At 42.5% G+C, this 13961-nt stretch carries 13 protein-coding genes; 7 read left to right on the forward strand and 6 right to left on the reverse strand.

Annotation, left to right across the window (positions count from 1 at the left end):
- Positions 1-502: 502 nt before the first annotated feature.
- Complete coding sequence (locus tag R2Q66_RS01700) at positions 503-1516, reverse strand: LacI family DNA-binding transcriptional regulator (protein WP_316746220.1); 1014 nt, start codon at positions 1514-1516, stop codon at positions 503-505.
- A gap of 185 nt (positions 1517-1701) precedes the next feature.
- On the opposite strand from R2Q66_RS01700, the gene R2Q66_RS01705 reads away from it, so the two are divergent.
- Entirely contained in the window at positions 1702-2868 is a 1167-nt protein-coding gene (locus R2Q66_RS01705) for an acyl-CoA desaturase (protein WP_316746222.1), read from the forward strand.
- 101 nt (positions 2869-2969) lie between these two features.
- Here the strand turns inward: R2Q66_RS01705 and R2Q66_RS01710 are convergent, their stop codons facing one another.
- The gene (locus R2Q66_RS01710) at positions 2970-3656 is read right to left on the reverse strand and encodes a GDSL-type esterase/lipase family protein (protein WP_316746224.1); all 687 of its coding nucleotides are present in this window, start codon (positions 3654-3656) and stop codon (positions 2970-2972) included.
- 113 nt (positions 3657-3769) lie between these two features.
- On the opposite strand from R2Q66_RS01710, the gene R2Q66_RS01715 reads away from it, so the two are divergent.
- The 5 genes from R2Q66_RS01715 to creD all read left to right on the forward strand — a co-directional run bounded on the left by R2Q66_RS01715 (position 3770) and on the right by creD (position 7685).
- Complete coding sequence (locus R2Q66_RS01715; protein WP_316746226.1) at positions 3770-4534, forward strand: DeoR/GlpR family DNA-binding transcription regulator; 765 nt, start codon at positions 3770-3772, stop codon at positions 4532-4534.
- Between the two features lie 65 nt (positions 4535-4599).
- Positions 4600-5241 carry a DUF47 domain-containing protein gene (locus R2Q66_RS01720; RefSeq protein WP_316746228.1) on the forward strand — a complete coding sequence of 214 codons (642 nt, stop codon included), beginning with the start codon at positions 4600-4602 and terminating at the stop codon, positions 5239-5241.
- A 98-nt stretch (positions 5242-5339) separates the two neighbouring features.
- Positions 5340-5960: a hypothetical protein gene (locus R2Q66_RS01725; protein WP_316746230.1), complete on the forward strand. Its 621-nt coding sequence runs from the start codon at positions 5340-5342 to the stop codon at positions 5958-5960.
- Positions 5957-6259 (forward strand): transcriptional regulator, encoded by a 303-nt coding sequence (locus tag R2Q66_RS01730; protein WP_316746232.1) that lies wholly within the window; start codon positions 5957-5959, stop codon positions 6257-6259. Before R2Q66_RS01725 ends, R2Q66_RS01730 begins: the two co-directional genes overlap by 4 nt.
- A gap of 19 nt (positions 6260-6278) precedes the next feature.
- Positions 6279-7685, forward strand: coding sequence for a cell envelope integrity protein CreD (gene creD / locus R2Q66_RS01735; RefSeq protein ID WP_316746235.1), 1407 nt, complete (start codon positions 6279-6281; stop codon positions 7683-7685).
- Positions 7686-7815: 130 nt separating this feature from the next.
- Here creD and R2Q66_RS01740 read toward each other — a convergent pair whose 3' ends face one another.
- Positions 7816-9315 (reverse strand): M28 family peptidase, encoded by a 1500-nt coding sequence (locus R2Q66_RS01740; RefSeq protein WP_316746237.1) that lies wholly within the window; start codon positions 9313-9315, stop codon positions 7816-7818.
- Positions 9316-9403: 88 nt separating this feature from the next.
- Positions 9404-10375, reverse strand: a complete 972-nt coding sequence (locus R2Q66_RS01745) for a polyprenyl synthetase family protein (RefSeq protein WP_316746239.1) — start codon at positions 10373-10375, stop codon at positions 9404-9406.
- A gap of 72 nt (positions 10376-10447) precedes the next feature.
- Here R2Q66_RS01745 and R2Q66_RS01750 point away from each other — a divergent pair, with 72 nt between their 5' ends.
- Positions 10448-11467, forward strand: coding sequence for an alpha/beta hydrolase (locus R2Q66_RS01750; RefSeq protein ID WP_316746241.1), 1020 nt, complete (start codon positions 10448-10450; stop codon positions 11465-11467).
- Positions 11468-11549: 82 nt separating this feature from the next.
- Here the strand turns inward: R2Q66_RS01750 and R2Q66_RS01755 are convergent, their stop codons facing one another.
- On the reverse strand, positions 11550-12512 hold the full coding sequence (locus R2Q66_RS01755) for a YpdA family putative bacillithiol disulfide reductase (protein WP_316746243.1): 963 nt from the start codon (positions 12510-12512) through the stop codon (positions 11550-11552).
- Between the two features lie 21 nt (positions 12513-12533).
- Positions 12534-13949: an MBL fold metallo-hydrolase gene (locus R2Q66_RS01760; protein ID WP_316746245.1), complete on the reverse strand. Its 1416-nt coding sequence runs from the start codon at positions 13947-13949 to the stop codon at positions 12534-12536.
- Between the last annotated feature and the right edge of the window lie 12 nt (positions 13950-13961).

A 13961-nucleotide genomic window follows, 5' to 3' on the forward strand; every position in this document is an offset into this window, starting at 1 on the left:
TTTTTAACACCATATTTTATACGTTAAAAATTAAAAAACAGGAAGCTAAATTTGTTTTTGTGTTTTTCAAAATCTCAGAACAAAAATCATTAACTATTAATTATCAATCAGTTACAAACAAAAATAAGCTTACAAGGTGTATTTTTTACACTTAGCTGTTTTTGACGAGTTTTTCGGGAACGTTCTCGGGAACGTTCCCGACGTTTTCCACAGCTTTCTGAAAACTTGTGGAAAGCCGGAGGCGGAATTCTGCGTAAAATCACAAAACCTTGAAAAGTTTTTGAAAAAAACGGGTGTTTTTGGAGGGGGAAAAAGGGCCATTTACAGGCGGTAAAATACCTCAGAAAAGCCCCCTAAATTCTGGACATAAAAAAGACCGTTTTACCGGTCATAATACTGAGAGACAGCGGCAGTTTTATGCCCTGGCTACCGGAGTTTACCACTCCTGTTTTGCGCTTTAAGATTTTGCGGCAGGCCAGGCAGGTTCCCCCCTGGCCCGTGCTTAATTTTTCTCTGTCGAACGTCTTTTGATCAACTTAGAATTAAGCACGATCTGCTGATTTGGATTCACCTCTTCCGGATCTTCCAGCATTCTGAATAAAAGATTAGCGGCCTCGATCCCAATCTTTGTGGCAGGCTGCGTAACGGTGGTTAAAGAAGGATTCAGTAAAGGCGCAATTTCCAGACTGGAAAAACCGATCACCATCAACTCCTCAGGAATAGAAATATTGAGGTCATAACAGGCATAATAAGTGGCAAAAGCCAACCTTTCTACGGAAGTAAAGATCCCATCTGGTTTTACATCCAGCAGTAAACGCTTTAAAATCGAGGAGTTCTTCGCATAGCTATTGGTACAATCTACCACCAGGTGATCTTGAAAAGGAATCTCATATTTCGCTAAGGCATCAATATATCCCTGCATCCTGAACTTACCGATAGACAGGTTTTTGTTGATCACCAGATAAGCAATCTTGCGGCAACCTTGTTTAATCAGGTGTTCGGTCGCAGAAAAACTACTGTCGTAATCATTGCTGATCACCCTTGGCGTAATGATATCTTCATATACCCTGTCAAAAAACACCAAAGGCAGTCTTTTATGACTCAGTTCATTCAGGTAAGTATGGTCATTTGCTTCTCCGGACACGGACATGATGATCCCATCTGCCCTGCCATTGTGCAGGTGTCTGATGAAAGAAACTTCTTTCTCATAATCATCATCCGTAGAATAAATCAAAATATGGTAGCCCTTTCCCCGGGCAATTTTTTCAATTCCCTTGATGGCCTGTGAGAAAAAGTTATTCGCCAGTTCCGGAACAATCACGGCGATGGTTTTACTTTTTTGCTCCCTCAGGTTACTCGCATAGTGATTGGGCTGATAGTTTAACTCCTGTGCCTTTGCCAGGATCTTTTCCTTCGTTTCCTTGCTAATGTCACTATTATCTCTGAAAGCTCTGGAAACCGTTGAAGTAGATAAATTCAGGGCTTTAGCTAATTGCTTGATATTGATGCGCTCCATCTATGTGCCAATAATGATTGATATATAACCATTAATTAAGGGTAAATATAGATGAAAAACTAATCTGCTGGTATTTTCGTAACTAAATAATAATATGGGAATGTCACATGTCCGTATTAATTGTGCTACATTAGCTAAAATTACAAGGGGAAAAGGCCATACATTCAGTACGGGAAAAATAATTTATGGCGAGAAAGGTTAAGTTCACAAACACAAGCAAATCAACATTTTACACTACAGTCCGAAAAAGAGTCGATGCGTATTTCATCGAAAATAATACCACTACTTATGCCAATCCGGCCATGTGGTTTAAAGTATTTTTCTTTCTTAGCGGTTTTACCAGCATCTATCTACTGCTGTTACTGGGTAATTTCAGTACGCCTGTAATGTTGCTCCTGGCGATCCTTTTGGGGGTATTTGGCGCCTTTGTAGGTTTTAACGTTTGTCACGATGCCATTCATAAAGCCTTATCACCCTACCCTGCTGTCAATAAAATATTCAGCTTTATCTTTAACCTGCTTGGCGCGAGTCCGTATGTGTGGAACATTACCCACAACATCGTACACCATACCTATACCAATATTGCGGGCCATGATGAAGACATCGATGTGGCGCCGGGATTGATCCGCTTCTCTACTTCAGAAACCGTTAACCGCGTACAGCAATACCAGCATTTTTATGCCTTTGCCTTGTATAGTCTGGCGATGCTTTCCTGGGTGTTCAGAAAAGATTACAAGAAATTCTTCCAGAAAAAAGTGGGTGAACATGTATTGAGTCATCCTAAAATCGAATACTTCAACCTGTTTTTTTATAAAGCAATCTATTACTTCCTGTTTATTGTGCTTCCATTACTGGTGATGAACATCACCTGGTGGCAGTTTATCATTGGTTTTCTGGCGATGCAATTTGCACAGGGACTGGTTTTAGGCCTGGTATTTCAGCTGGCACACGTGGTGGAGTCTACCGAATTTCCAATGCCTAATGAAGCCGGTAATATCGAAGAAGCCTGGGCTGCACATCAATTGCAGACTACCGCTAACTTTGCGGTAAACAGTTCCGTAGCCGCTTTCTTATGTGGTGGATTAAACAGACAGGTAGAACACCATTTGTTTCCTAAGATCTGTCACATTCACTACCCTGCGATCAGCAAGATCATCAAACAAACCGCAGCAGAATACAACCTGCCATACAATGAATGTATTACTTTCATGGACGCTTTAAAATCTCATTACAAGATGTTAAAGAAACTAGGGAAAGAAACCTATAAAGAAAACCGCTACGTGAACAGGGAGATTCTTCCTTTCCCGGAGCCGGCATTTCTAACTGTTGAAACGGTTCCTGTTCGCAGTTAAACCCATTTGTTCCTAAAAAAAGGGAATAAGGATGTCGCTTTCCAGCGCAAAGCATCCTTATTCCCCCATATCATCAGTCCTGTTTCCAGGCCACCTGCTTCCTATTTCAGGTAATCTCCATCCCTTAGTATTTTTGCCCATTCCTGATAACCGGCCTCATTGAGGTGTAAGCCGTCGTAACTCAGGTTTTCTTTCAGCTGCCCTTCTCCATCTACAAAATAGCTGTACAGATCAATTACTTTCACGCGTTTAGAAGCCAGCTTTTTCATTTCTGAATTGATCCGGTTGATGTGTTCTGCCTTTCCTTTGTGCTTCTGAAAGTTGGTGTTCTTGTTCACTGGTAAAATGGTAAAGAAGTACACTTTGGAAGAAGAACCGGCTTTAATACGCTCCAGCATCCGTTTGTAATTCTCCACAATTACAGCATCAGGAATTTCTCTGGCAATGTCATTGGTACCGATCAGGATAAATATCTTACGTGGGTTTGCGTCAATAATCTCCTGGAGGCGGTTCAATATCCCAAAAGTAATGTCGCCGGAAATCCCTCTGTTTATCGCCCTAGGCATATCCAGTAATTTCGCCCAGTTCGTACCCGCCGTAATGCTGTTTCCTAAGAATACCACATCATTTTTGGAAATCGGATCTGTTTTAAATTTTTCCAGGCGTGCCACATAACCATCAGACCTATAGCCCGAGTCGATTGCTTTCGACTGTGCTTTTAGCGCCATTGGCGAAAAAAGAACAATCAGCCAGATACCGCAGAAAAGTTGAGTAAATATTTTTTTCATATCTAAGCTAAACTACGAATTACCTGATGTTTATGAAAGCGCATTTATTTTTCATTTAATTTTGTTGCATCTTTAATTCCAAACCCGGTAACAACAGTATAAAAAGGCCTACAATGATCAACATAGCAGAAAGACACCATTATATTCTCCATAGAATCCAGGCAGAGGGATCTGTCGATGTTCAGATTCTATGTAAAGAACTTGACGTTTCTTCAGTAACCATTCGTAAGGACCTGAAGCTACTCGAAGACAAGAAACTACTGTTCAGAACCCATGGCGGGGCTACCTTAAACAACCCTTATACGGTAGACCGGCCCGTGAATGAAAAAGAGCAATTGCAATCTTCGGAGAAGCTGCGGATTGCTGCTGCGGCAGCGGTATTGGTGAAAGACAATGATTCGATCATTATTGCTTCCGGTACTACCGTACTGGCGCTGGCCAGAGCCATCAAACCAGAAGGCAAGCTTACCGTGATCACTTCCGCACTAAACGTGGCCTTAGAACTCATCCGTCATGACAACATCGACGTGATCCAGTTGGGTGGATTGCTTAGAAAAAGCTCGGCTTCCGTAACCGGCCCCTATTCAGACAATATCCTGAGCAATGTGTTTTGTAGTAAACTATTTCTGGGTGTAGACGGGATCGACCTGGAGTTTGGCCTCACCACCACCAATGCTTTCGAAGCACAGCTGAACAAACAAATGATAGATGCCTCCCAGAAAGTGGTGGTTCTCGCAGATTCTACCAAGTTCGGAAAAAGAGGATTCGGCAAGATTTGTGGCATAGAAGAAATAGACCATGTGATTACCGATAGCGGGATCTCCCCACAAACTTTACAACAGCTGGAAAGTTTAGGTATCGAAGTATCTGTCGTTTAACATAGCAGAAATTTCATCCCCTGTTAATATTGCGATCGATATTTTTGAATTATATCATCTGCTCTATGAACAACTTCTTCAAAGTCTTTAGCCCTAAGGATAAAAAATTCCAGCCCTTGTTTGAACAATGCGGGGGAAATCTGGTACGCCTCTCCGAAACCCTGCTGCTTACCTTAAGCACCACAGATATCGAAGAACGCAAAACACATATCAAGGAAATCGAACGCATGGAACATACCGGCGAACAAATCCGCACCAAAGTATTTCTGAGCCTGAGCAAGAGCCTCATTACCCCATTCAGCAGGGAAGACATCCATTCCCTCATCAGCGCATTATACGCCATTGCGGATTATATGCACACTGCAGCCATCAATGTAGACCTATATCAGGTTACCGAACTCAATAAACCGATGATCCGGATGGCGCAACTGCTGATTGAAATGTGCCGCGACCTGGAGATTGCCCTCAAAGAACTTCGTACTTTCAAAAATACCGGCCTGATCAGTGATGTTTGTCTGCGGATCTATAAAGGCGAAGGCCAGGCGGATGCCGTATGTAACCAGGCCCTGGCCTTTTTATTTCAATCGGAAATGAATCCTATCGAACTGATCAAACAAAAAGAAATCCTGCAAATTTTAGAAATGGCGGCCGATAAATGCGATGATGTAGCTAACGTACTGGAAAGCATCCTGGTAAAAAATTCTTAAGCCCTGCTGTAAATTTTCTTAAGCCCTGTTGTAAAAATTCTTAAGCCCTATTGCAGATCCCATAATTAATACTTTACTTTGTAGTACAAAGTACTTTTATGGAAAAGCAAGAAATCTATTCTGAACTCCATTCTATCAGAAATCTGATGGAACGTTCTGCAAAATTCATCTCCCTGAGTGGGTTATCTGGAATTATGGCGGGAGTTTATGCCTTGATTGGTGCGGCTATCGCCTGGTATATGGTGTATGGCCAAAACAATTATATGGATTTCCAGGAGCATTTTGTAGATCAAAACGGCTTGCTATGGAACTTATTTTACCTTGCCCTGGCGGTATTGATCCTTTCTATTGGCACCGGTATATTATTAACCCTCCGGAAAGCAGGTAAAACAAACCAGAAGGTCTGGAACCCGATCAGCAAAAAACTACTGTTCAGCATGTTGGTTCCATTATTAACCGGGGGATGCCTGATTCTGATTCTCTTTTTCCGTGGCTATTATGGGGTCATTGCCCCAACCTGTCTGATATTTTATGGCCTTGCCCTGGTTGGCGCCAGCAATTACACTTTTGAAGATGTGAAATGGTTAGGCCTAATGGAGTTGTTTCTAGGTATATTTGCCGCCTTACTACCTGGATATGGCCTGTTTTTCTGGACAATTGGTTTCGGATTACTCCACATCATTTACGGTACGATCATGCATTTTAAATACGACAAGTGAAAACCACATTAGCAAATTTCGATAAAGCCTTTGAAAACCGGGTTCGCTTACAGATCATGAGCGTTTTGGTAGCCAATGACAGTTACGACTTCAATTCTCTGAAAGAATTGCTGGAGGTGACTGATGGCAACCTGGCCTCCCATCTGAAAGCCCTGGAAAAAGAAGCTTATATTAACGTCTATAAATCCTTTCTGGGCAGAAAACCCAATACCAGTTATGCTGCTTCCGAACAAGGAAGAACCGCATTCCTGAAACACCTGGAATCCCTCGAAAATTTAATCAAACTACAGAAAACTTAATTTTTTTTACCCATCTACTTTGAAACACAAAGTACTTTTAAAGAAACAAGCCATGGAAACAAATCAATCCACAAAAGAAAAAACGGTCTTCCAACAACTTCAGGAATCCGTAGGTGCCAAATTATTTTTAATTGCAGTACTGACACTGCTCTTGCTCATCCCCTCCTCCTGGATACAATATCTGATTGAAGAACGCCAGGGCAGACAAGACGAGGCCATCCAGGAAATCTCCTCCAAATGGTCTGGCCCGCAGCTCATCGAAAGTCCGATTTTGCAATTACCCTATAAAACATGGATCAAATCCACTGATGTTAACGGCAAACAAACCCTGAAGGAAAGCCTGTCTACCATTTACCTCCTTCCGGAAACCCTGGACATACAAACAGCAGTGAAACCAGAGATTCTGCACCGCGGCATATTTGATGCCGTAGTCTATCATGCGAAAATTCGTTTAAATGGTAAATTCAGTGCCTTAGAATGGAAAAAATCAGGGATCAATCCAGAGATGATCCTTTGGGATAAAGCAAAAATAGTAGCTGGAATCAGTGATTTTAAAGGTTTAAAAAACACCCCTATCATTAAAATTGATGGCCAGTCTTATACCGCAGAGCCGGATTTTGCAACTGAAAACCTATTTGCCAACAACCTTGGGGTACAAATAGATCTTGCAGCAACAAAAAATTCTGCCATACAATTCAATTACGACCTGGAACTCCGTGGAAGTGAAGCGCTGAATTTCCTGCACCTGGGAAAAAACAGTACGATCAAAGTTAATGGCGACTGGAACAATCCGAGTTTCACAGGAGCCTTTCTTCCGGAAAGCAGGAACATTACCGAAAAACAATTCGGCAGCACCTGGAAGATGTCCAATTTCAACAGACCCTTTCCGCAGCAATGGATCAGCGGTCAGCAAGTGCTGACGCCACAAAATAAAATCAAAGCTACATTTGGGGTTAAATTTTTACTGCCGGTAGATCAGTACCAGAAAACGATGCGTTCGGCAAAATATGCCATCCTCATCATTCTACTAAGCTTTATCTCTCTTTTCTTTATCGAACTACTGAACAAAGTAAAAGTAAACCTGCTGCAATATGTGCTGATTGGCGCAGCCATGATCATTTACTATACCCTGCTGCTTTCCTTTACAGAACAGGTAGGTTTTGCGCTGGCCTATTTTATCGCCTCTGCGGCTACCGTAATCCTGGTGAGTACCTTTATCGGGGCCTTTCTACGGAATAAAAAAGCGGCAATGGCTTTTGCGCTGATCCTGAGTATATTTTATAGTTTCATTTATGTGATCATCCAGCTGCAAGACCTTGCGCTATTGTTCGGTAGTATTGGCCTGTTCATTACCGTGGCCTGTCTGATGTACTTCTCGGTAAAAATCAACTGGAACAAACCAGAAGAGCTCCCTACCCAAGCTTAAAAACCCGAAAACATCAGGTTTTCAAAATCAAGGCAAAATATTTCAAGCGCTGAACTTCCAATTAAAGGAATTCAGCGCTTTGAATTTTACCAGGGCGATTCGCCTGGTTTAACAATACCATTCGCCTGGTTTACAAGCGCCATTCGCCCGCAAGCTTCAAGGGTAATTCCAGATTCTGGTCTTGCAGGAACTTTTTCAATTCCTCATCCGACTGTTTACTTACCGGAATAACCGGCGTATTTGCTAAAGCATAGGCCAGCATGGCGCTAAACCTCACGGTATTTCTCAATTCCTGATCATCTACCAAAGAGAATACATCCCCGTCAGAATGGTAAAAAGGACCGGAATGATTTGGCAATTCCTCCCCTGCGCCTCCTCCTGTTGGAATCCCTTCCAATAAGAAAGGCTGGTGATCGCTGTGCAAGCCTGCACCGGCACTAAATATATTTTTGAAACCGGTATCCAGCTGATTGATCTGGCTCCCCCAGGCGGTAAATAAATCTTTCATTTCCTTCCTGCTGGTAGAGAAACCTTTAGGGTTATTGGCCATATCGTAGTTCAGCATAAAGCGGACTCTATCCAAAGTACTTCTCATTTGTTCCGCAGCAACATAAGCTTTTGAGCCTAGCAAACCTTGTTCTTCGCCCATAAACAAGACAAATTCCAGGGTACGTGCAGTTTTTAAGTTTAGCTTTTTGAAAGTACGGGCCATATCAATAATGGCGAAAGAACCGATCCCATTATCGATCGCACCCGTTGCCAGATCCCAGCTGTCTAAATGGCCACCGACTACAATTTTCTCTTCTGGAAGGGTGCTTCCTTTTAGCGTAGCGATCACATTTCTTGCTTTAATAGGGCCCGAGAAATTGGTCATATTGATACCAGCGTATTGTTTTTTACTTTTTAAGGTCTCTTTCAGGGCCATGCCATCTTCTAAACCGATGCAAAGCGCAGGAATACTAATCAGTTTTCCGGTTACCGAAGCCGTTCCCGTAAGCAATACGCCGCCTTTTACCCCATTGATGAGGATAATCCCGCTGGCACCATGCTGAATGGCAATGGCTGCTTTTTCGGAACGGTGTAAATAAGGGGTTTTATCCGGAGAACCAGGAAGGACACCCAGGTATACCAGGGCGATTTTTCCTTTCACATTTCCAGCATCGCTGATATAATCTGCTTCTAAACCATTTCCTAAATCAACCAGCTCGCCTGTTAATTTTGCTTTTACCGGCGAATGTGCCAGTGTAACGGAGTTTACTTTTTTCAATTGACCTTCCGAATCCCCGATTTTAGTCTCATTAGTCAGGCGGCTCCAGCTTTCCACTTCAAAAGGAAGATACCTGACTTCATACCCATAAGATTTCAGCAATTTAAAGGCATACGCTTCTGCTTTCGCACCATTTTCAGAACCTGTTAAGCGGTGACCGATACTTTCGGTCGCGAATTTCAGGTTATCATAGGCTTTGGAATTGGCTTGCACCTCTGCATTGATTTTCTTAAAAACAGGGCTAAAATCGTCCTTAGCTGAAACCGGGGACTGTTTCTGAGGCTGTATTTGTGTTTGTACAGTGCTTTGTGCGACCGCCGAAATGGAGATCCCACAAATCAATAGACTAAAAAGGCTTTTCATAAAAGGGAATTTTTCTTGAAAATAAGGATTTTGGCCCTACAGTTCTACCTGCGGGTCAATTTATTTTGCAACAAAAGTATAGTGATAATTATTTCTTACGTTCTGTGGTGTAGCGTACCAATTGCTCCAGGCCGGTTCTGGCTTCACCAGGTTCGAAAGTATAGAGAATATCAAAAGCTTCCTGCTGATACTGCACCATTTTCTCATGCGCATAGCGAACACCTTCTTTGGCGTTTACAAAATCGATGATTTGCTGGATTTTAGCGGGGTCATCCTGGTGGTTTTTCACCAGATTGATCATTTTCTTTTTCTCTGCTTTTTCAGAACGGTTCAGGGCATAGATCAAAGGAAGGGTTACTTTCTTCTCTTTAATGTCGATGCCTAAAGGTTTCCCTACGTCATCTGTACCAAAGTCGAAGGTATCATCTTTAATCTGGAAGGCGATGCCCACCTTTTCGCCGAACAACCTCATTTTCTCTACGGTTTCTTCATCAGCCCCAGCTGATGCAGCACCGCAGGCGCAGCAGGAAGCAATTAGAGAAGCGGTTTTCTGACGGATCACATCGAAGTATAATTCTTCAGAAATATCCATCTTACGCACCTTTTCAATTTGCAACAACTCCCCTTCACTCATTTGCTTTACCGCTTCAGAAACGATTTGCAACAATTTGAATTCCCCGTTATTCACAGATAGCAACAATCCTTTGGCCAGCAGGTAATCACCTACTAAAACCGCAATCTTGTTTTTCCATAAAGCATTGATCGAAAAGAAACCTCTACGTTCGTAAGCATTGTCTACCACATCATCATGCACCAGAGTTGCGGTATGCAATAGTTCCACTAAAGCGGCACCTCTATGTGTAGATTCAATGATTCCGCCGCAAAGTTTTGCAGCAAAGAAGACGAACATCGGACGGATTTGTTTACCCTTTCTTTTAACAATATAATGGGTAATTCTATCGAGTAATGGTGCGTCACTATGCATGGAGGCCTTGAACTTTTCTTCAAAGGCAGCAATATCGGCGGCTATGGGTAGTTTTATCTGATTTATTCCCGGCATTCAGGTGAAAAAATATGTGTGCAAACATAAATTAAATATCTTTAAAAGCGTACTTTTAGTAAAAAGTTTAAAGTGAAAAATACATTCAAAGTACTTATCGCCGTTATTTTAGTCGCTCTTGTGGTCTATTTTATGGGTCCCAGACCTGCTCAGCCACAATATAGCGCCCAGCTACCAGTTGTTCCGCAACTACCAGAGCTAGAGAATTATGTAAAATCTATCGAGTCGAAACACAAGATTAAGCCCGGTAACGAGGCCGAAATTGTATGGGCCGATTCTGCTTTAAAGCAGCAGTCGGAATATTCGGTGGTCTATCTACATGGTTATACTGCTTCCAAAGAAGAGGGAAACCCGGTGCATACCCACCTTGCGAAAGAGATTCATGCCAATTTATACCTTGCCCGACTAGCGGATCATGGGGTAGACACCGTTGCTGCGATGGAGTATTACACGCCAGACAGGGCCTGGGAAAGTGCCAAACAAGCTTTAGAAATCGGAAAAAGACTAGGTAAAAAAGTGATTCTGATGGGTACTTCTACCGGTGGTACTTTAGCGCTAAAACTGGCTGCTACCTATCCTAAAGACGTATATAGCTTAATGCTGATCTCGCCTAACATCCAGATCAAAGATACATTCGCCTTCTTATTGAACAACCCATGGGGCTTACAGATTGCGCGCTTAACCTTTGGTGGTAAAGAAAGAGTCGTTTCCGGTGATGATCCTAAATATGATAAATACTGGTACACAAAATACCGTCTGGAATCTGCGGTGGAACTACAGGAACTGGTAGAAACCACGATGAACAAGCAGACTTTTGAGAAAGTAACGCAGCCAACCTTGCTGTTGTACTACTATAAAAATGAAAAAGAACAGGATCAGACGGTCAGGGTATCTGCAGAATTGAAAATGTTTGATGAATTGGGAACTCCGGCTTCGATGAAGGTTAAAAAGGCAATTCCTAATGGTGGAGACCATGTTTTAGGTTCTTACATCACCTCTAAGGATATTCCATCTGTATTGGCGGCTGTAGATAGTTTTGTGAAAGACGTCTTAAAGATTCCTGTAGCAGAAAAAGCAGCTGTACAACCTTAAAAAGGTTCAGAGGCTAATGCAAAATAGCTTTGGTTGATCCCCTCTGTTACCACAACAGAGGGGATTAATCCAGCTAAAAACCTTAATCAGTCAGCGCGATATGGGCAAAGATTTGCTCCGCATGCACCCTGCTGTTTTCGATATACCATTTGTGCGTGTCCATCCCCCCACAAACCACACCTGCCAGATATAAGCCAGGCAGATTACTTTCCATGGTTTCCTCATTATAGAATGGCTGTGTACCATCTCCCATTTCAATACCTAAGTTTTTCAGCATACTGAAATCAGGATGATAACCGGTCATGGCAATCACAAAATCATTGTCTATGGTATGCTCCCCTTCCGGAGTTTTTATCTTCACTTTTCCTTCGCTGATCTCTGTTACTTCCGAATGGAAATGAGCAGTAATTGATCCTTCTTTGATTCTGTTTTCAATATCCGGACGTACCCAATATTTCACATAAGAACCAATTTCGCCACTGCGGATCACTAAGGTGACATTGGCACCCTTGCGGTAAGTTTCCAATGCCGCATCGATACCCGAGTTGTTTGCACCAATCACCACTACATTCTGAAAAGCATACAAATGCGGATCTTTATAGTAATGGGTCACTTTAGGCAGAGATTCTCCCGGGATATTCATCATTAGCGGCACATCATAAAACCCGGTTGCGATGATGACTTTTTTAGCCTGATACTTAGCCTTAGCAGTAGTGACCTGAAAAATACCATTCGCATCTTTTTCTACCTGCTCCACCTTTTCAAAAAGGCGGATATTTAAAGAAAACTTCTCTTTTACTCTCCGGTAATATTCCACCGCTTCATTGCGGTTAGGCTTTGGATTGATGCTCACAAAAGGAACATCGCCAATTTCCAGTCGCTGGGAAGTGGAGAAGAAAGTCATGAACACCGGATAATTGAACAGGCTATTCACCAATGCTCCCTTTTCTACGATGACATAGCTTAGTCCGGCCTTTTTCGCTTCAATTGCACAAGCCATCCCGATTGGGCCGGCACCAATAATCAATACATCGTAATTGTTCATGAGCTCCTTTTAGGTTAATGATTAAGCTTTCATCCCTTTAGAAGGGCAGGCAAAATCAGTACGCTTTAATCCGGTATTTTTGATGGCACCGTAACCACCGGCAATGTCGATCACATTTTCTACCCCACGGGCTTTCAAAATAGACGCGGCCACCATAGAACGGTAACCACCGGCACAATGGATATAATAAGTTTGTTTAGGATCGATTTCATTGGTCCATTCATTGATATAATCCAATGGACGTGTTAACGTTTGCTCCAGGTGTTCAGCTTCATATTCTCCCGGTTTTCTGACATCCAGGGCAAGCACATTTTCCTGAGTATTCAATACCGTTTCAAATTCCGCAGCAGAAATGGAAGTAATCGTCTCCAGTTCTTTTCCGGCAGCAGTCCACAGGCTGATGCCATCCATTAAGAAACCGATGGTATTATCATAACCTACTCTGGAAAGGCGGGTAATTGCTTCTTCTTCTTTTCCCTGTTCACATACCAATAGCAAAGGTTGCTTCAGATCGGTGATTAAAGCGCCTACCCAAGGGGCAAACTGACCATTTAACCCGATATTCACCGAAGAAGGAATAAAGCCTTTAGCGAAGACCTGAGGATCTCTGGTATCCAGGATCAACGCGCCGGTACTGTTTGCCAGAGCTTCAAATTCATCCGGAGTTAAAGGCATTAATCCTTTCTCACAAACTTCTTCAAAACTTTCATAACCATGTTTGTTCATGGCAGCATTTTTAGCAAAATATTGAGGTGGCGGTAAAATACCCTCCGTTACTTCTTTGATAAATTGTTCTTTTGACTTCGCTTTAAGCGCGTAGTTAACTTCTTTCTGATGCCCTAAAGTATCGAAAGTCTCCTTGCTCATGTTCTTTCCGCAGGCAGAACCGGCACCATGCGCAGGATATACCAGAATATCATCAGGAAGCGTTAAGATTTTGTTGTGTAAGGAATCATAAAGCGTCGCTGCCATATCTTCCATGGTCAGTTCTCCTTTTTGCGCCAGGTCCGGGCGACCAACATCTCCGATAAACAAAGTATCACCAGAAAAGATGCAATGTGCTTTTCCTTGCTCATCTGTTAACAGGTAAGTGGTAGATTCCGGAGTATGACCCGGTGTATGCAGCGTAGTGATGGTTAATGCGCCAATTTTAAACTGTTGGCCATCCTCAGCAATCAGCGATTTGAAAGTCGTTTGTGCCGTTGGGCCATAAACGATTTCCGCGCCTGATTTTTCTGCCAGGTCTACGTGTCCGGAGACAAAATCTGCATGGAAATGAGTTTCAAAAATATATTTTATGGTGGCATGTTCTTTCTCCGCACGTTTCAGATAGGGATCTATCTCGCGTAGGGGATCAATAATTGCTGCTTCACCATTACTTTCTATGTAATAGGCTGCTTCTGCTAAACAACCTGTATATATCTGCTCTATCTTCATTCCAATTTGCTA

It is taken from the genome of Pedobacter gandavensis (assembly GCF_032677645.1).
In the GTDB taxonomy this organism is placed as follows: Bacteria; Bacteroidota; Bacteroidia; order Sphingobacteriales; family Sphingobacteriaceae; genus Pedobacter; species Pedobacter gandavensis_A.

Coding starts and splice junctions, on each gene's coding strand:
- R2Q66_RS01700 (WP_316746220.1), bottom strand. CDS start 1,516: ATGGAGCGCATCAATATCAAGCAATTAGCTAAAGCCCTGAATTTATCT.
- R2Q66_RS01705 (WP_316746222.1), top strand. CDS start 1,702: ATGGCGAGAAAGGTTAAGTTCACAAACACAAGCAAATCAACATTTTAC.
- R2Q66_RS01710 (WP_316746224.1), bottom strand. CDS start 3,656: ATGAAAAAAATATTTACTCAACTTTTCTGCGGTATCTGGCTGATTGTT.
- R2Q66_RS01715 (WP_316746226.1), top strand. CDS start 3,770: ATGATCAACATAGCAGAAAGACACCATTATATTCTCCATAGAATCCAG.
- R2Q66_RS01720 (WP_316746228.1), top strand. CDS start 4,600: ATGAACAACTTCTTCAAAGTCTTTAGCCCTAAGGATAAAAAATTCCAG.
- R2Q66_RS01725 (WP_316746230.1), top strand. CDS start 5,340: ATGGAAAAGCAAGAAATCTATTCTGAACTCCATTCTATCAGAAATCTG.
- R2Q66_RS01740 (WP_316746237.1), bottom strand. CDS start 9,315: ATGAAAAGCCTTTTTAGTCTATTGATTTGTGGGATCTCCATTTCGGCG.
- R2Q66_RS01745 (WP_316746239.1), bottom strand. CDS start 10,375: ATGCCGGGAATAAATCAGATAAAACTACCCATAGCCGCCGATATTGCT.
- R2Q66_RS01755 (WP_316746243.1), bottom strand. CDS start 12,512: ATGAACAATTACGATGTATTGATTATTGGTGCCGGCCCAATCGGGATG.
- R2Q66_RS01760 (WP_316746245.1), bottom strand. CDS start 13,949: ATGAAGATAGAGCAGATATATACAGGTTGTTTAGCAGAAGCAGCCTAT.